The organism is Butyrivibrio proteoclasticus P6B7 (assembly GCF_000622085.1).
Classification (GTDB): domain Bacteria; phylum Bacillota; class Clostridia; order Lachnospirales; family Lachnospiraceae; genus Butyrivibrio; species Butyrivibrio proteoclasticus_A.
Map to the genome: position 1 here is coordinate 1 of NZ_JHWL01000022.1, position 18307 is coordinate 18307.

Consider the following 18307-nt stretch of genomic DNA (forward strand, 5'->3'; position numbering starts at 1 on the left):
CAAAAACAGGATGACAAGAGACTTTCTTGCCATGGAGACAACTCCAGGAACTCTGCCTGAAGAGCTTGAAAAGATGGGAGCCGGAGCCCTCAGAAGAGCTGCAAAAGATGGAGATGTGAAAACCGGATCCTGTATGTGTGGCCAGATCGCAGGCCTTGTAAATACAGAGGATACCTGCGCGGAAATAGTTGAAGGGATTTGCAAAAGAGCTTACGAGCTTTTAGGAAGGTAAGGTAGTGCATGGGAAAAATAGCTTTTTTATTTGATGGACAGGGTAGCCAGTATGCGGGAATGAGCAGGGATATCTATGAAAATGTCAAGGAAGTTCATGATTTCTTTGGCGTGGCTGAGGCTATCCGCCCAGGCACCCTTACACAGATGTTTGCTGGCTCAGAGGAGGAGCTTAAGCAGACAGACAACACGCAGCCACTGGTATTCTTGTCAGACATCGCAGCTGCGCTGGCATTAAGAGCCGGAGGAGTACATCCTGACGCTGTTGCGGGCTTTTCTCTTGGAGAAACTGTGGCTTTAACTGAGAGCGGGGTCCTCTCTAAAGAGAAGGCTTTTAAGCTTGTGTGCAAGAGAGGAAGCCTAATGCAGGAGGCTGCTACAGCCACGAAGGGAGCTATGGTGGCGGTTCTTAAGATGGATAAAAAAGAGCTTGAGAAAGCTTGCAAAAAATACGAGGTTTATCCGGTAAATTACAACTGCCCAGGGCAGATCGTGGTTTCCGGAGAGGAGAAAAAGATTGAGAAGTTCACTGCTTTCTTGGATGAACAGAAGGTTAGATACGCCAAACTGGCTGTCGGTGGCTCTTTTCACACTCCATATATGAAGACAGCTATGGAAGGCCTTAAGGAAGAGCTCAGGACCAACAAGTTATATAACATAAATAAGTCAGATATACCGATCTACTCCAACAAGACTGCCAAATGCTACCCAGATAGCGCTGATGAGATGATAGACACCTTTTCAGAGCAGGTAGTTAGCAGCGTTCAGTGGGAGAACACACTGCTGAACATGGATAAGGACGGTGTGGATACATTCATAGAATGTGGCCCAGGCAAGACTTTAGCTGGATTTGTAAAAAGAACTTTGCCAAAGGCAAGGATATTCAGCGTTACAGACATGACAAGTCTGGAGAATACACTTAAGGAGCTTGAAAAAGATGCTTAAAGGGAAAAATGTCGTTATTACAGGCGGTGTAAGGGGAATAGGCTTCGAGATTGCAAAGACCTTTGCTCAGGAAGAGGCAAATCTTTTCCTGGTGGCATCCAGAGAGAGCGAAGCGGCTAAGAACGCAGTAGAAGAGATAAAGGCTCTTGGATGTGAAGTAGCTTTTTTCCCATGTGATGTTAAGGATAACGACGCTGTTGAAGCAATGACGAAGGAAATACTTGAAAAGAGCCAGGGGATTGACATCCTCGTAAATAACGCAGGAATTACAAGGGATAATCTTCTGCCTGGCCTTTCAATTACAGATATTGAGGAGGTTCTTGATACAAATCTTAAGGGAACAATGCTGGTTACCAGGGCTTTCATCAGGAATTTCATGAAAAAGAAGCAGGGAAATATCATAAATATCAGCTCTGTTGTGGGCCTTATGGGCAATAAAGGACAGACTAATTATGCTGCTTCAAAGGCCGGGATCATTGGATTTACCAAGTCTGTGGCCAAGGAATACGGAAGAAAAAACATAAGATGCAACGCGATCGCACCAGGCTTTATTGAAACAGATATGACTGCAAAGCTAAACGAGGCGCAGGTTGAAGCGATTTCAAAAGAGATTGCCCTGGGAAGGCTTGGTAGCGCCAAGGACGTGGCAGATCTTGCGCTGTTTCTTGCAAGTGACAGGTCCAGATATATCACTGGCGAAGTCATCAAGGTAGATGGAGGACTTTATGTGTAGAGTAGTTGTGACAGGAATGGGCGTGGTTACGCCTGTTGGAAATACAGTTGATGAATTCTGGGACAGCCTTAAAAACGGCGTTTGCGGAATTGATAAGATAAATAGATTTGACGCGTCAGGCCTCAAAGTGAGCCTTGATGCGGAGGTTAAGGACTTTGAGCCTAAGAAATACTATGACTCAATGGCTGAGATCAGAAAGGCAGATCTTTTCATGCAGTATGCTATGGCTGCGGCCAGACAGGCTGTGGACCAGAGCGGAATCCTCGAAAGAGATCTGGATAAGGAGCGCTTTGGAGTCTACATAGGCTCTGGAATTGGAGGAATTAACACAACACTTAGAGAGGCTCAGAAGCTGACAGAAAAGGGCCCAGAGATGGTTTCACCTTTCTTTGTTCCAATGATGATCAGCAATATGGCTACCGGTGCGGTGTCTATCAAATTTGGCGCTAAAGGCCCCACACTTCCAATTGTTACGGCCTGCGCTACATCAACACACACCATTGGCGAGGCGTACAGAGCAATTAAGCACGGTTACGCAGACGCCATCATCGCTGGCGGAAGCGAAGCATCCATAAATGAGCTGGCTATGGCGGGCTTTATTAACTGCCAGGCTCTTAATCTTGCCGAGAATCCTAGCGAAGGAAGCCTTCCGTTCGATAAGAGAAGGGGCGGCTTCGTAATGGGAGAGGGCGCTGGAGTGCTGATCCTTGAGGAATATCAGCATGCTAAGAATAGAGGAGCCAAGATATTTGCTGAGGCTGTGGGCTATAGTAACACTTCAGACGCATACCACATCACAGCTCCAGACCCAGAGGGATCAGGCGCTATCAGAGCAATCACCGAGGCAGCCAAGGAAGCCGGTGCTACAGCGGGGCCAGAGCTCTATATCAACGCCCACGGCACAGGCACACATCTAAATGACGCCATGGAGACCAAAGCTATCAAGGCTGTTTTTGGAGATAAGGCAAAAGAGATCCATATCAGCTCCACCAAGTCTATGACAGGCCACATGATGGGTGCAACAGGAGCTGTTGAAGCTATTGCATCTGTGCTGGCTCTGGAAAATGGCATAGTTCCACCAACCATCAACTACAAGGAAAAGGACGAAGAGTGCGACCTTAACTACACACCAAATGAGGCCGTTGAAGCACCATTACAGTATGCTCTTAGCACATCCCTTGGATTTGGCGGCCACAATGCCTGCATTGCCTTTAAGAAGATTGACGCCTAAAAGAGCTATCAATTAAGAAACAGTCAAGTAAAATACAAGGTTTACCAGAAAACGAGGAAACAATGAGCACATATTCACTTAAGGATTACGGAGATCTTTTTTCCAGATTAAATCTAAGCCAGCTAACGGTGGAGGACGGGGATTTTAAGCTTCAGCTGGTAAGGGAAGCTTTGGGTTCAGCCGCAGATAGCACCGTTGCCACCATGGGAAGCACTGCTTCAGAGGACGAGGCACAGGTAAAAGAGCTAGTGTCACAGCAAGCAGAACTAAAAGGAACCCAGGTAAAAGCACCTCTTCTTGGGGTTTTCTACGCCTCAAACGGCGATAGAAAGAAGATTAGCGAAGGTGACAGTGTCAAGAAAGGCGACGTTATCTGTACCATCGAAGCCATGAAGATGATGAACGACGTCAAAGCCCCAGTGGATGGCGTGGTTAAGAAGATTTGCGTCGAAGATGGAGCTTTGGTTGAGTATGATCAGGTTCTTTTTGTAATTGAGGAATAAGCAGATGGATAGAGAAGAAATAAAGAAAATACTTCCCCACAGAGAGCCTATGCTGCTTGTGGACAGCGTAGAGCTTATGGAGGATGGAAGCGCAGTTGGGTACTACAAAGTCAAAGGAGATGAGTTCTTTTTACAGGGGCATTTCCCAGGAAAGCCAATCGTACCAGGTGTTATTCAATGTGAAATAATGGCCCAGTCAGCTTGCGTAATGTTTGCAGATAAGCTAAAGAGAGGATCATTACCAGTGTACACAGGCCTTGATAAGGTCAGATTCAGAGGAATGATAACCCCTGGAGACCTTATTAAGATCGAAACCAGGCTCACTAAGGTAATGCATCCATTGTACATGCTACACGGCGAACTATCGGTTGATGGTAAAAGATGTATGAGCGGCGATTTTTCTTTTGCCATCCTTGAGGAAAGCGAGGGAAACTAAGATGTTTTCTAAAATTCTGATTGCCAACAGGGGAGAAGTTGCAGTAAGAGTCATCAGAGCGTGCAAGGAAATGGGAATAGAGACTGTTGCGGTGTATTCCGAAGCAGACAAAGACGCCCTTCACGTTGAGATGGCGGATGTAAGCTACTGCATAGGCGGAGCTCTGGCTAAAGACAGCTATCTTAACATGGATGCCTATATAACCCTGGCCAGGCAATTGGAGGTAGAGGCCATCCACCCTGGCTACGGCATGCTTTCTGAGAACCCTGAATTTGCAAAGAAATGCAAGGAAAACGGCATAACCCTCATTGGTCCATCCTGGGAAGTTATGGAGAAGATGGGGCAAAAAGAGCTAGCCCGGGAAATCGCCACAAAGGCTGGCGTTAATATTGCCAAGGGAAGCGAGATTCTTAAGGATGAAGAGGACGTCCTAAAATGGGCTGAAGAAATTGGCTATCCAGTTATTCTTAAAGCCAGAGCTGGAGGCGGAGGAAAGGGTATTAGAATCGTCAGATCAAGAGATGACCTGCCTGAGGCTTTTAATCAGGTGAAGATGGAAGCCGGTAGCTCTTTTTCCGATGACGCCATATTTATGGAGAAGTATCTGGAAAATGTCAAGCACGTGGAAGTCCAGATCCTGTCTGATGCCTTCGGAAAGGTGATTATTCTGGGGGACAGAGACTGCTCTGTTCAGAGAAAGAGCCAAAAGCTCATCGAGGAGTGCCCTGCCCCGGTCCTTTCAGAGGAGCTTAGGGAAAAGATGTATGAAGCCTCCAAAAGGCTTGTACAGGCTGTTGGTTATGTCACTGTGGGAACCATAGAATTCCTGGTTCAGGGCGATGAGTTCTTTTTCATGGAGATGAACACTAGGCTCCAGGTGGAACACTCGGTAACCGAGATGGTCTGCGGCATTGACATTGTTGAGTGGCAGATAAGAACCGCTGCGGGAATTCCTATTTCTTTTGAGCAAAAAGATATAACAAGAAAGCGCCACGCCATCGAGTGCAGGATATGTGCTGAAACACCAGACAGTTTCATGCCTTCAACGGGCAAGGTTGAGCTGTTGCACATTCCAGGCGGTGTTGACGTCAGATTCGATTCTGCGCTTTATCAGGACTACGAGGTCACACCCTTCTACGATTCTATGCTAGGAAAGCTTATAGTCTGCGCAGATACAAGGGAAGCGGCCATAAGGAAAATGAAATGTGCACTGTCAGAATTTGTGCTGGTTGGAGTAAGTAACAACCGCGAAATGCACATGAAATTTATGGATAACAATCGTTTTTTAATGGGCAATTATGACACCACAATCTGTCAGAAGGTGCTGCAATAATGGAACTTAAGAAATTCTTTTTAAAACCAAATAACGAGCTGGAAAGCACCGGTGTAAGGGCTAGGAGCAGGCGTATTACCTGTAAGAAATGCCAGAACATCGTTCCTGTCTCTAAGATCCGGAAGAATAACTTCATCTGTCCTGAGTGCGGAGCCTACATGACTGTCAGGGCTCGCAGAAGGATTCTGATGCTTACAGATAAAAGAAGTTTTTTTGAGCTGGATAGAGACCTTCAGTCCATGAATGTTCTGGGATTTCCAGGATATGAGGAAAAGCTTTCCCAGGCTATGGAAAAGAGCCGTGAAAAAGAGGGCGTGATTTGCGGAACAGCAACAATCGGAGGCTACAAAACCTGTATATTTGCCATGGACGCCAATTTCATGATGGGCTCCATGGGAGCTGTGGTGGGAGAGAAGATAGCAAGACTCTTTGAGTATGCCACAGGTCGGAACCTGCCTGTGATCGGCGTTACCGTGTCAGGGGGAGCCAGAATGCAGGAGGGCATGATCTCTCTGATGCAGATGTCTAAGGTTTCTGCGGCGGTTAAACGCCATAGTGACAGAGGAAATCTCTACATAGTTCTTTTAACAAATCCCACCACTGGAGGTGTTGACGCAAGCTTTGCCATGCTCGGAGATGTGACACTGGCTGAGCCTGGCGCAAGAGTTGGCTTTGCTGGTCCACGCGTCATCGAAAAGACGCTGAAAACCAAGCTTCCTGAGGATTTCCAGAGGGCAGAGAGGGTCCTGGAGTGCGGTTTCATCGATGCCATAGTACCAAGGCCGGAGCAAAAGAAATACTTAGAAAAGCTTCTTAGACTCCACGGCGTCCATAAAATGAGGAGTTAAGCGTTATGGAAGATTACGAGATTGTTCTAAATGCCAGAAAAGAGGACAGGAAGGTAGCTAGCGACTATATTGCAGCTCTTTTTCCTGATTTTCTGGAATTTCACGGGGATAGACTCTTTGGAGACGATAAAGCGATAATTGCAGGTCTTGGAAGCCTAGGAGATATGCCGGTTACAGTAATAGGTGTAGAAAAAGGGAAGGGTACAGAAGGAAGAGTTTATCGGAATTTTGGAAGTGCTCATCCTGAGGGCTACAGGAAGGCTCTGCGTCTTATGAAGCAGGCGGAGAAGTTTAAAAGGCCTGTCCTGTGCCTTGTGGACACGGCCGGTGCCTTCTGCGGAATTGATGCGGAGGAACGGGGCCAGGGAAGAGCTATCGCTGAGTGCCTTTACGAGATGTCCACCCTTAGAACTCCTGTCATCAGTATCGTGATAGGAGAGGGTGGTAGCGGAGGAGCCCTTGCGCTCTCACATTCAGACAGGATCTGGATGCTGGAAGATGCCTATTTTAGCGTGGTTTCCCCGGAGAACTGTGCCAACATTCTATGGAAGACCATAGATAGAGCCGCAGATGCTGCTAAATCACTGGGACTGACTGCCAAGAAGCTCTACGAGCTGGGGCTTATCGACAGAATCTTGTCAGGCAAAAACATGAGTAAGCTCAAGGAGAGCCTTGTTTCTGAATACGAAGTCCTTCTGGCCCAGTCAGAGAGCGACCTTTTAGAGGCCAGATACAGAAGATTTCGGAAAGTTGGGTATTAAGCTATGGAACTTATATATGAGAAGTACTACAAAGAAATAAAGGACGAATCTGGCGCCATTACTGACATTCAGATCGATTACCCGGAGGATTTCAACTTTGCCTACGACGTAATGGACTGGTATGCAGAGCACTATCCTGATAAGCTGGCTCTTTTGCATAAGTCAGCAGAGGGCGTGGTTACCAGATTCTCCTTCAAACAGTTAAAAGAGCTAACGAATAAAGCTGCCAATGCTCTGAAAACTAGAGGAATAGGTAAAAGCGACTCGGTAATGCTTCTACTTAAGCGCAGATACGAATTCTGGATCAGCATCCTTGCCCTTCACAAACTGGGAGCTGTGGCGATTCCTACATCCCACATGGTTTCTGCAGCGGACATCAGGGAGAGAGCTCAGATGGCCAGGATAAAGGCTGTAATCTGCGTAAACTCAGAGCATATCTGCGATAAAGTCACCGCAGCAATTCAGGGTCTTGAGGGAGAAATACTAGAGATCGTGGTGGGAGAAGGCTACAGAGATTGTCCATCCTTTGATGAAATGCTTAAGAATGCAGATGATAGCTGGGACAGAGTTCCTACCAAAGCCACCGACGATATGCTCTATTACTTCACTTCTGGCACCAGCGGCGAACCAAAGGCTGTAATTCACGATTATTCCTATCCGATTGCTCACATCTACACAGCCCGGAACTGGCACGGGGTTATCCCCTTTGGGCTTCACCTGACCGTGGCAGATTCAGGGTGGGCTAAGTCCGCCTGGGGCAAGCTCTATGGACAGTGGTTCATGGGAACCTGCATAATGGTCTATGACTATGAGCAGTTCTACGCTGCTGATATGCTAAAGCTTCTGGAAGAAGAGAGGATCAATACTTTCTGCGCACCACCTACAATCTACAAGTACCTGATCCTTGAGGATCTTGAGAAATACAATTTACATAACCTGCGTTATGCTACAACAGCAGGTGAACCAATGCCTTCAGAGGTTTCAAGTAAGTTTAAAGAAAAGACAGGACTCACTATCAGAGAGGGTTTTGGACAGACAGAAACAGCCCTTCAGATCTGCATTCCCATCGATGGAGAGCAGAAGGATGGCTCAATTGGAAAGGCATCGCCACTTTATGAGATAGAGCTTGTGGACGAAGCTTGTAATCCTGTTGGCCCCGGAGAAGAGGGCGAAATTATCATTAGACCCAAGGGAGACTTAAATCCCATCGGCATATTTAAAGGCTATCTTGGGGACCAGGAGAGGTATGAGGAGGTTTGGCGCGGTGGAGTTTATCACACCTGTGATAAGGCCACCAAAGACCAGGACGGATACTTCTATTTCGTGGGCCGTAACGACGATGTCATCAAGTCCAGCGGCTATCGAATCGGTCCGTCGGAAGTTGAGGATATTCTTATGCAGCATGGAGCGGTCTTTGAATGTGCTGTGACGGCATATCCCTCCAAAAACCGCGGATCAGTAGTTAAGGCCAGCATAATCCTCAACAAGGGCTTTGAAGCCAGCGATAAGCTTAAGACCGAGGTCCAGGAATTTGTTAAGAAAAGAGCTGCGATCTATAAGTACCCCAGAATCATCAAATTCGTAAAAGAGCTTCCTCGTACCTCCAACGGAAAGATCAGCCGTGCAAAGATCAGAGAGGCAGACTACAGGAATTTGAAAACTACTTAATCACGTAACAATTTATCTTTTTTTTAGATTAATTCCTATTGAAATCAATGAGGGTTTGGCATGATAATAGAATTGTTCCAACAATTATGACGGAGGAAAAGCTATGCGTAAAAAGATTCTAATTGCCGATGATACAATCCTTATGCGTGAGATGCTAAAGAATGCTCTTGATCCTGAGAAATATCAAATTGTTGGCGAAGCAGTAACTGGCCAGGAAGCAGTGGATTTCTATAAGGAAAAGAAGCCAGATCTTCTTATCCTTGATATTAATATGCCTAAAATGAACGGAATCGACGCCCTCACAGAGGTTATGAAGATCGATCCTAAGGCCAATGTCATCATGTGCTCTGATCAGAAGTACGAGAACATGATCGTTATGGCACTTAAAAAAGGCGCAAAGGACTTTGTAGTAAAGCCCTTTACAGCCTCTGATGTTATCCTTGCGGTTAAAAAGATATTTGGAGATGAAGACTGATCATCTAAGACCCTGCAAGATGGACCTGGATTCCTTCATGGCAGTATCTGATGCCTTGGCATAGATATTGGTGGTCTGGATGCTCTTGTGATTCATTTTCTTTTTCAACAAAAGAATATCGTTGTTGCTGGCGGCGTAAAAGCTCATGGCAAAACTTGATCTTAGCTTATGTGGCGATATGATCTTTGCTTTTTCAGGAAGACATGCTGTCACATATTTTTTTACCAGCATTTCCACAGCCCTGACACCAAGCCTTGTTCCGGTGGAGGTGGTAAAGGCAGGGAATCTGAGATCCCTTAGGCTGTACTTAACCTTCTGGGCAGAAAAGTACACATCAAGATAGTCTCTACATTCGTCGGAAAAGTACACAATCTGCGTATCTCCGCCCTTCCTGACAACTACAACACTGCAGTCTTCCAGGTTGTAATCCTGAATGTCAGTGGAGAGCATCTCTGAAACTCGAAGCCCCGTATCCAAAAGAAGCAGGAATAAAGCTGAATCTCTGTCTTCATATATATAGTGAACCTTGGAAGCATTGTCGCTTAGCCTGTTTCCGCTTCTTACAGTCTGCAGAAGGAGCCTCTGCTCATCATTTGTAAGATAGATAACTTCCTTTTCCGGAATCTTGATAGTATGTGTGGCAGCGATAGGATTCCTGGAAACCTTGCCAGTGCTGACAAAGAAGCCATACATACTAGAAAGAGATGCACGTTTTCTCTTAACAGTTGTCTCCTTGTGCTTACCAGAAAGTGTGGTCAGAAACCTGTTAATATCCAAAATCTCTACGTTTGCAATGTCATTTAAAGTGATATCTTTAATTGTCTTATCTGAATATTCTGGAAGGAAATTCACCATAAACTCAAGAAATACCTTGATATCACGGCAGTACTCAAGCTTGGTTGCGTAGTTCTCAACACGGCCAAAATTGTAGATAAAATCCGTGACAAAGTCAGGCATTTCCGTAAGTAGCTCATTTATCTTATCTGTATAATTAACATTATTTGTAGGCATAGATCTTTCCTTTCTTTCATACACCATAATTTTAGCAAAATAACTACTGTTATGGAATTATAAAAACCCCTGTTTCAAGCCCTTTGTGATATGATTAAGTAAGTAAACAAATGTGAGGTATTGATCATGCCAGTTCTAGCTACCTTTATGGTTCCTCACCCTCCACTTATCGTTCCTGAGATTGGAAGGGGTTCAGAGAAACAGGTCCAGGAGACAATAACAGCATATGAGCAGGTTGCAGATGAGATTGCCAAGTTGGCCCCAGAGACCATCCTGGTTACGAGTCCTCATGCCACCATGTACGCTGATTATTTTAGCATTTCTTCAGGAAACGCTGCTCTGGGATCCTTTGCTAATTTCGGCGCTGGCGGTGTTAAATTCCTTGAGGAGTACGACTCTGAGCTGATCGGTGCCATCTCTGATAAGGCAAAAGAGCTGTCTTTCCCCGCAGGAACCCTTGGAAACGTGGACAAAGAGCTTGATCACGGAACCATGGTGCCTCTTTGGTTTATAAGACGTAAGTACAAAGGGGGAAAGTTAGTTAGAATCGGCCTTTCCGGACTTCCACTTACAGATCACTACAGACTTGGAATGATAATTAAGGACGCCATAGAAGCCACAGGAAGAAACGTTGTCATCGTGGCAAGTGGCGATCTTTCCCATAAACTTCAGGATTACGGACCCTATGGCTACGCAGTAGAGGGCCCTGTATATGATCAGAAGATCATGGATGTATGCTCAAGAGGAGCCTTTGGCGAGCTCTTTGATTTTGATGAGAACTTCTGCGAAAAGGCTGCGGAGTGCGGTCATAGATCTTTTGTCATAATGGCTGGTACTCTGGATGGAATGAAGGTTATTCCTACCAAGCTGTCCCACCAGGACGTTACAGGCGTGGGCTACGGCATCTGCACCTTCTATCCTACGGAGCCGGATAAAAAGAGATGTTTCCTTGATAGCTATTTGAAGGCTAAGAAAAAAGAGCTAATGAAGAGCCGTGAGAAGAGCGATCCTTACGTACAGCTGGCCTACCAGACTGTGGAGAATTATATTGCACATAAGAAGACCATTACTGTTCCAGCAGGGCTCCCTGAGGAGATGCTTGAGAACAGGGCGGGAGTCTTTGTTTCCATTCATAAGCACGACAAACTTCGCGGGTGTATTGGTACAATAGGGCCTACAACTGAGAATATCGCCAGTGAGATAATCCAGAACGCAGTCAGTGCATCCACAAGGGATCCACGATTTGACCCAATCACTTTGGATGAGCTTAACTGGCTTGAGATCAGCGTTGACGTGCTGGCAGAGCCTGAAGACATTGATTCCATGGACCAGCTTGATGTTAAGAGATACGGAGTCATTGTCACCAGCGGAATGAAGAGAGGTCTTTTGCTTCCTAACCTTGACGGCGTGGACACTGTGGAAGAGCAGGTGGAGATTGCCAAAAGAAAAGGCGGCATCAGTGATTACGACAAAATTAGCCTCCAGAGATTTGAAGTGGTGAGACATTACTGATCCAGGGAGAGCGCACTGGCGCAGAATTGCAAGACTATAGATTTGAGAGAATATAGATGAGTTCCAAAGAAAAGGTTCTTGAACTTCTTGAAAAGAATAGAGGAGAGTACATATCAGGAGAGGCCATGGCTGAGAAGCTGGGCTTCTCTCGAAATGCTATCTGGAAGGCCATCAACGAGCTTCGTAAGGCTGGCTATGATGTTGAGGCCGTCAGTAAGCGCGGATATATGCTGAGCACAGGTAACGACATCATCTCGGCCCAGGGAATCATTTCCTATCTTGATAGCTCTTTTGACAGCAACATTGGCAGTGATAAGTTGGCAGAACATATCCGGGTTTACGACACCGTGGATTCCACCAACAAGGTTGCCAAGGAAATGGCCATTAAAGGCGCTTCCCATGGCACGCTGGTGGTGGCCAAGACTCAGGACGGGGGTCGCGGAAGAAAGGACCATAGCTTCTTTTCACCAGAGGGCGGCATTTACATGAGCGTGATTCTGTCTCCGGAAAGGCTACAGAGTCTTGAGCCAGATGTGATTACCACCCACACCGGCGAAGCAGTCCGGGATTCCATAAAAGAGCTATGCGGAGTAGCCTCAGTTATCAAGCCCATCAATGACCTGTTCGTCAACGGCAAGAAGATCTGCGGAATCCTGACAGAAGCGGGGCAGGAGTTTGACTCAGGCCTTGTGCAGTGGATAGTTGTGGGAATTGGAATTAACTTTGATTCAAATGTGAGCAGTTTTCCTAAGGAGCTTAGGACCATTGTCACCTCAGTGTTTGAGCCTGGAAAGGCCACAGTGACCAAGAATCAGCTGATTGCTGAGATTTATAAGAGGATATTAGAAAGGCAGTAACGTTATTTAAGCGCTACTGCCTTTAATTATGCTTATTCGGCGATGACTTTCCTAAACTGAGGAATTATCTGGGCTGCCACCACAGCCTTTATTACGTCCAAAACAATAAACGGAGCAACGCCCAGTGTAAAGCCTGTTACCAGATCGTAGCTCATGGCGTGCATAAGGTAGAGCATTCCTATGATGTCGATGAGAACAATTCCGATAATGGAGCTGATTGTGTACCAGATTCTGTTGTATTTAGATCCACGAATAAGTGGAATAACAATTGATATTATTGGATAAGACATAGTGTATCCGCCGTAAGGAGCCACCAGATAAGCAACTCCCGCGCCGCCTCCGATGAATACCGGAAGTCCTACGCATCCAAGTAGGAACCACACCAGTACTATAAGGAAGGACTCCTGCACTGGGAATAAAAGAGCTATGAGAATAACCACAAAGTTGATCATAGTGATCTTAGGTGCCATTGGAAGTGGGGTAGGAATACTTAAATATGCGCTGATGCAGAGAAGAGCGGCGAAAAGAGCGCAGATTACAAGGCGCTTTGTGGATATAGATGGTTTGGAAGTGATTGTGCTTTCTTTTGAACTCATGATGTCTGAAATTCTCCTGTCTGATGATTTGGTAGTAAATGACCGATATAGATTTAGGTCTTTTAACATAGTAATGAATTTGAGAGGTATTGTCAACCATATATTTGTGACAAGGTGACAATAGAACCATAACAAGTTTACAATATAGCTCTTTTATGCTAAAGTGTGACATTATGTATACTAAAACGATAGAAGAAATGATGTCCGATGAGAGAGAGAAGCTCGTCATCGACGTCAGAGAAGAAAAAGATTATAAAATGAATACCTACCCAGCTGCCCTGAACTTTCCATGGCAGCAATTTGGTGAGCACGAAAGCGAGCTTCCAAAGGATAAGCCAATCTACCTTATCTGCTACAGTGGTAAGCACTCCGTGGAGATTTGCGAGGATCTGACACCAAAGGGATACGAGATCTACAGCATTGAAGGTGGAATCTATAGCTATCTGCGAGTTCAGATAGAGGGACAGCTTGAGGATAATGAAGCTCAGGAAAGGTGCAAGGATATTGAGCGTAGCATCATCAAGAAGTTCAGACCTGAGCTATGGAGCCAGTTCACCAAGGCAATCAACACCTATGAGCTTATCAAGGACGGAGACAAGATCGCTGTCTGCATCTCAGGCGGAAAGGATTCTATGCTTATGGCGAAGCTCTTCCAGGAGCTTTCAAGGCATGGTAAAAAGAACTTTGAAGTTGTTTATCTGGTAATGAATCCGGGCTACAACGACATCAACTATACCACCATCATCAATAATGCCAAGCTTATGCAGATTCCAATCACTGTATTTGATTCTGATATCTTTGATATTGTGGCAGGTCAGGATGGATCACCATGTTATCTCTGTGCAAGAATGCGTCGAGGAGCGCTTTATAGCAAGGCAAAAGAGCTAGGATGTAACAAGATAGCTCTTGGACACCACTACGATGATGTTATTGAGACTATTCTTATGGGGATGCTCTATGGTGGGCAGATTCAGACCATGATGCCTAAGCTTCACAGCACTAACTTCGAAGGAATGGAGCTTATCAGACCTCTTTATCTTATTAGAGAGGAAGACATCAAGAAGTGGATGCACTACAACAACCTGACTTTTATCAACTGCGCATGCAGACTTACTGAGAGCTGCGCAAGCTGTGGTGGAACTGATAAAGGCAGTAAGCGTGCCGAGATCAAGACTCTTATCTCTGAGCTTCGCGAAAGAAGTCCTTATATTGAGGCCAACATTTTTAAGAGTGTTGAGAACGTCCACATGAACGCCCTTATCGGCTACAAGACTCCAGATGGTAAAAGACATCATTTCCTGGATGAATACGACAAATAATGCGCAAAACATAAATTTTGCGAAAAAGATGATATGTATTATGAAGCCCCTGCTACGCTAGGTAACAAGGGCTTTTATTAGTTTTCCGAGCTTATCCCAGTTTAGTTGTTTCAGTTCCATATCTATGACATCTAAGGTTTCTTGTTGTGCATCAGTAAGTTGATATTGTTTTAGATCCTTAATCGCCATTTCCACGGAATCATAGTCCTCAAAAGAAATCAATTCCTTCATGGCATTGGTGATTTCGGTAAGTACATCCTGAGGTAAAGGCTTCTTATCGCTGGCGTCACTCTGAGAGCCAGCCTGAGATCCGCCTATATACTCAGCCATTTTATCCTTATAGCTTCTATACAAAGTCAGTAAATCAGCGGTATTCGCATCTATGAAGGCCTGATCTCCACCATTTCCGGCCTTTTCCAGGGACTCCGCGAGGCTAGATAGCTCTTTTGCCCCAATTATGCGACTGGAGCTCTTGAGGGCGTGGACCTTGGTGGTGTAAAAAGAAATATCTCCACGATTGTAGGCGTCCTCAATCTCTGCAGACTTGCTGTCTATGAAATTGTAGAAAGAAGTAAGAAATTTCTCAAAGGCCTTCTGACTTCCGCAGTATTTAAGGCCATCCGAGATGGATATTCCCTCAATTTCCTTCATGATAATACTGTTCACCCCTATAATAACAAATGATATCTTTGTTCCACAACACTACATTAATTGTACTCCAAGGTCTAAATTTGGACAATCTATTGGCGCAAGATCAGACCTGTATTTCATTCGAAAAACAAACAAAAAATGCTCAAAAATTCCATATTGAAAGCAGGCTCCGTGTGTTGTAATATACATTCTTGCGCGGTAATTTCCGTGAATCTACAGTTCTGAGCAACATTTGCTAAGCAAATCATATATATTTCAAGAAAAGGGAAGTTTTTTATCATGGAAAATCAGTTGTACACTTACGAAGAAGTATGCGAAATCATTGAAAGCAAGGACATTAAGGTGTCTATGAGACGCGACGAGGATCTTAACAAGATCTGTCAGTTCGGCGATCGCGGATCAATCCTCAATGTTAATACTCTTCTGTTTGATAGATACCAGATTCACGCCACTGAGAAGGACTACAACGCCATCAAGAGAATGGCTGAGTCAGAGAACCTTGCAATCGTGCTTAGAGAGACTGATAAGGACGAGATCGAGGACGTAATCACAGGCTACGAGGAGGTTGGTAGTAAGGCTATCCTCTTTGTTAAGAACGGTAACAGACTCATTCAGCTCAACGAAACTGACAAGAACCTGCCTCACGAGATTATTTTCTTTACCAACGAGAACCTGGACCTAATCCTGGACTGCCTTGTGGAGGCTTACAAGCCTAAGGTTAAGGTGGCAGCGCCTGTTTACGTAGCTCCTAAGATTGTAGAGCCAGAGCTGTCTGACGATGAGATAAAAGAGCTATATCCAGAAGGCTGCACAGTTGAGCATGCCAAGTACGGTCAGGGAACCATCAAGTCTGTAGCAACAGGCAAGATTATCGTTGAATTCGAGGATTCCCTTGAAAAGATCTTAGCTGCTAAGGTTTGCATAAAGAATAAGCTTCTTAAAGTAGTTTAATAGAGCCTTTTAGTGTAGATTTTTCTTCTTTTTCTTAAGGAAAACAATTACAAAAGCGTACAGGATCACAGCGAAGATTCCGCCGGCGATCAGTAACCCGTATTGATTGGACATAAGCTTTTCTCCGCCATAGGTATAGAGGAAAATATGGGGGAATCTGGCGATAAAGGTGATGAATACCCATTTTAGGAGCGATTCTTCAGAGTAGTATCCAAGCCAGGCGTAGGTGTCCTTAGGCAGCGGAAGGAACATGAAAAGAATGTGGATAAAGGTTGGATTATCCTCTTCCACCAGTTCTTCTACCTGTTTTAGCTTGTTTTCCGGGAAAAGATAACATAGAAAGCTTCGACCATACTTCCTGCCAATGAGGAAAGCTGCCGTGTTTCCGAGGGTTGCGAAGGCGTCGCACAAAAGCGCACCCTTAACGCCGCCAAGGAGGTATCCTGCGGCCAGATAGAATGGAAGCCCCGGAATGCAAGTAGACATGGTCTGAACAAAGACAAATAATCCAAATACCAGATAAGCCAGAATTCCCTGGCTTTTTACAAATTCGCTAAGCTTCTGTGGGTCACCGACGAACTTTATCATTGGTTTTCCCACAAGAAAATACAGCGCAGCCAGAAAAACAGCAACTAATGCAAGGGTTAAGGTTGTTCTCAAAGCGCCCTTTTTCATTGAATTCTTCCTCCGTCTTCAATGATGGTAGCTATATAATCTATCATTGGTTTGGTGTACTCGAAGGCTGCAAATTTCCAGACATTGCCGTTGATTTCGCCTAAATCGTAAGGATTACGAAGGGCGAAGACGGCTATTTTTTTGCCTTTTTGTGCCAGCTTGCTGACCAGATCCAGCTGGCCCCTGTATACATGGGCATTGTAGGTTCCAATTATGATAAAAGAGCTATCTTCTGAAGCCTTCAGCACTTCTTCTATTTCAGTAGCATCCGGATTATTGCTGATAGGGCATGCTTTTCCGCCTAGTCTGCCACTTAAAATCTCGCAGAAGGAACCGTGTTCCTCATCCTTTACATTTCCAACGAGACTGACGTTAAAGGGATAAGGGCTGATAAAAAGAGGTTTGTCGCCTGTTTCCAGTGGGTAATCAGCCTGGGATACGAGTTTCACGGTTTGATGTCTTATATCTTCTATTCTACACTTCAAATCATCAATTTGATCTGTTGCTAATTCGATGCTACTCTGTGCTTGGTTCTCATCGTTGTTATGAGCATTGTTGGATTCTAGGTTCTCTTTCATAAGATACTTTTCTTTATAACTAAGCACCCTTTTAGCACTAGTCTCCATCTCCTTAAGTTCTATCTCCCCAGCTTCTACAGCCTCTTTTACCATGGCAACTACCTTAGGCACGAAGGAAGGAGTATGGGAAATCATGGCAATATCAGCGCCAGCCTTAAAGGCCGCCACTGCGCCATTTTCAGTGCCGTAGAATTTCTGAATTGCCTGCATTTCAAGACAGTCAGTTAAGATCATGCCCTCAAATCCCAGCTTTTCTCTGAGGATTCCAGTAAGAATTGTTCTGGACATGGTGGCTGGAACGTTGTTCTTTTCTACCTTTGGAAACAGAATGTGAGCAGACATAACAGCTGGTATTTTATTATTAACCCCATTAGCGAAAGGAATAAGCTCCATTTTCTCAAGTTCATCCAGGGTTTTGTCCACCATAGGCAAGGTCAGATGAGAATCCTGTGAAACATCCCCATGGCCAGGGAAGTGCTTTCCGCAGGACACAACACCAGCTTCTTCAAGACCCGTAGCCATTTCCATGGAAAAAGTGCTGACAGCCTCAGGGGTTTCACCGTAGCTTCTGCATCCAATCACAGGATTTGCTGGATTAGAATTGATGTCCATAACAGGAGCAAGATTAAAGTTACAACCAAGGCTACGGAGCTGAAGTCCGGTGTAATAGCCGCAGACGTGTGCATTCTCTGGATCCTTAGTGCCGGCAATCGCCATGGCACCTGGAATATTCACCATGCTGACAGGAAGTCTTGATATCATGCCACCTTCCTGATCAATCATGATAAAGGCAGGAACCCCGGTCTCTTTAGTGACCAGGTCCTGAATTTCACTGCATAGCTCTTTTATCTGGGCTTCGTCCTTAAGGTTCTCCCTAAAGAGAATCACGTTTCCAACTTTATATTGTTTGACGATTGTCCTGAATTCCTCTGGAATTGTGAAGCCCTGAAAGCCCACAACCAGCTTCTGGCCGATAATCTCATCAAGTGTCAT

19 protein-coding genes and 1 pseudogene are annotated in these 18307 nt (G+C 45.2%); 15 read left to right on the forward strand and 5 right to left on the reverse strand.

From position 1 onward, the window contains the following. From T541_RS21665 to T541_RS0112810, 11 genes and pseudogenes are all read left to right on the forward strand, one after another. Positions 1–232, forward strand: a pseudogene (locus T541_RS21665) (enoyl-[acyl-carrier-protein] reductase FabK); the annotation flags it as partial. A gap of 8 nt (positions 233–240) precedes the next feature. Next, positions 241–1176, forward strand: coding sequence for an ACP S-malonyltransferase (locus tag T541_RS0112765; RefSeq protein WP_026653095.1), 936 nt, complete (start codon positions 241–243; stop codon positions 1174–1176). Beyond that, complete coding sequence (gene fabG / locus T541_RS0112770) at positions 1169–1909, forward strand: 3-oxoacyl-[acyl-carrier-protein] reductase (protein WP_026653096.1); 741 nt, start codon at positions 1169–1171, stop codon at positions 1907–1909. Before T541_RS0112765 ends, fabG begins: the two co-directional genes overlap by 8 nt. Then, positions 1902–3140 carry a beta-ketoacyl-ACP synthase II gene (gene fabF, locus T541_RS0112775; RefSeq protein ID WP_026653097.1) on the forward strand — a complete coding sequence of 413 codons (1239 nt, stop codon included), beginning with the start codon at positions 1902–1904 and terminating at the stop codon, positions 3138–3140. Before fabG ends, fabF begins: the two co-directional genes overlap by 8 nt. A 62-nt stretch (positions 3141–3202) precedes the next feature. Next, complete coding sequence (locus T541_RS19580; RefSeq protein WP_034467106.1) at positions 3203–3643, forward strand: acetyl-CoA carboxylase biotin carboxyl carrier protein; 441 nt, start codon at positions 3203–3205, stop codon at positions 3641–3643. 4 nt (positions 3644–3647) lie between these two features. Then, positions 3648–4079, forward strand: coding sequence for a 3-hydroxyacyl-ACP dehydratase FabZ (gene fabZ, locus T541_RS0112785; protein ID WP_026653098.1), 432 nt, complete (start codon positions 3648–3650; stop codon positions 4077–4079). Between the two features lies 1 nt (position 4080). Then, on the forward strand, positions 4081–5412 hold the full coding sequence (locus T541_RS0112790) for an acetyl-CoA carboxylase biotin carboxylase subunit (protein WP_026653099.1): 1332 nt from the start codon (positions 4081–4083) through the stop codon (positions 5410–5412). Then, the gene (locus tag T541_RS0112795; RefSeq protein WP_026653100.1) at positions 5412–6260 is read left to right on the forward strand and encodes an acetyl-CoA carboxylase carboxyltransferase subunit beta; all 849 of its coding nucleotides are present in this window, start codon (positions 5412–5414) and stop codon (positions 6258–6260) included. Before T541_RS0112790 ends, T541_RS0112795 begins: the two co-directional genes overlap by 1 nt. A gap of 5 nt (positions 6261–6265) precedes the next feature. Then, entirely contained in the window at positions 6266–7021 is a 756-nt protein-coding gene (gene accA / locus T541_RS0112800; protein WP_026653101.1) for a carboxyltransferase subunit alpha, read from the forward strand. A 3-nt stretch (positions 7022–7024) separates the two neighbouring features. Continuing rightward, positions 7025–8689, forward strand: coding sequence for an AMP-binding protein (locus T541_RS0112805; RefSeq protein WP_026653102.1), 1665 nt, complete (start codon positions 7025–7027; stop codon positions 8687–8689). A gap of 103 nt (positions 8690–8792) precedes the next feature. Next, positions 8793–9164, forward strand: coding sequence for a response regulator (locus tag T541_RS0112810; RefSeq protein WP_026653103.1), 372 nt, complete (start codon positions 8793–8795; stop codon positions 9162–9164). Here T541_RS0112810 and T541_RS0112815 read toward each other — a convergent pair whose 3' ends face one another. Further along, positions 9165–10175 (reverse strand): tyrosine-type recombinase/integrase, encoded by a 1011-nt coding sequence (locus T541_RS0112815; RefSeq protein WP_026653104.1) that lies wholly within the window; start codon positions 10173–10175, stop codon positions 9165–9167. It lies immediately after the preceding gene. Positions 10176–10301: 126 nt separating this feature from the next. Between T541_RS0112815 and amrA the strand changes: the two genes are divergently transcribed. Continuing rightward, entirely contained in the window at positions 10302–11687 is a 1386-nt protein-coding gene (gene amrA, locus T541_RS0112820) for an AmmeMemoRadiSam system protein A (protein ID WP_026653105.1), read from the forward strand. A gap of 56 nt (positions 11688–11743) precedes the next feature. Further along, entirely contained in the window at positions 11744–12544 is an 801-nt protein-coding gene (locus T541_RS19585) for a biotin--[acetyl-CoA-carboxylase] ligase (protein WP_034467109.1), read from the forward strand. Positions 12545–12576: 32 nt separating this feature from the next. Here the strand turns inward: T541_RS19585 and T541_RS0112830 are convergent, their stop codons facing one another. Further along, positions 12577–13140 (reverse strand): biotin transporter BioY, encoded by a 564-nt coding sequence (locus tag T541_RS0112830; RefSeq protein ID WP_026653106.1) that lies wholly within the window; start codon positions 13138–13140, stop codon positions 12577–12579. Between the two features lie 173 nt (positions 13141–13313). Between T541_RS0112830 and T541_RS0112835 the strand changes: the two genes are divergently transcribed. After that, on the forward strand, positions 13314–14459 hold the full coding sequence (locus T541_RS0112835; protein WP_026653107.1) for an ATP-binding protein: 1146 nt from the start codon (positions 13314–13316) through the stop codon (positions 14457–14459). Positions 14460–14516: 57 nt separating this feature from the next. On the opposite strand, the gene T541_RS0112840 is transcribed toward T541_RS0112835, so the two are convergent. Next, the gene (locus tag T541_RS0112840) at positions 14517–15110 is read right to left on the reverse strand and encodes an Hpt domain-containing protein (protein WP_026653108.1); all 594 of its coding nucleotides are present in this window, start codon (positions 15108–15110) and stop codon (positions 14517–14519) included. Positions 15111–15389: 279 nt separating this feature from the next. Between T541_RS0112840 and T541_RS0112845 the strand changes: the two genes are divergently transcribed. After that, on the forward strand, positions 15390–16061 hold the full coding sequence (locus T541_RS0112845; protein ID WP_026653109.1) for a hypothetical protein: 672 nt from the start codon (positions 15390–15392) through the stop codon (positions 16059–16061). Between the two features lie 9 nt (positions 16062–16070). Here the strand turns inward: T541_RS0112845 and T541_RS0112850 are convergent, their stop codons facing one another. Together T541_RS0112850 and nagZ are read right to left on the reverse strand one after the other, a co-directional pair. After that, positions 16071–16736 (reverse strand): TVP38/TMEM64 family protein, encoded by a 666-nt coding sequence (locus tag T541_RS0112850; RefSeq protein ID WP_026653110.1) that lies wholly within the window; start codon positions 16734–16736, stop codon positions 16071–16073. Further along, positions 16733–18307 carry a beta-N-acetylhexosaminidase gene (nagZ, locus tag T541_RS0112855; protein WP_026653111.1) on the reverse strand — a complete coding sequence of 525 codons (1575 nt, stop codon included), beginning with the start codon at positions 18305–18307 and terminating at the stop codon, positions 16733–16735. Before nagZ ends, T541_RS0112850 begins: the two co-directional genes overlap by 4 nt.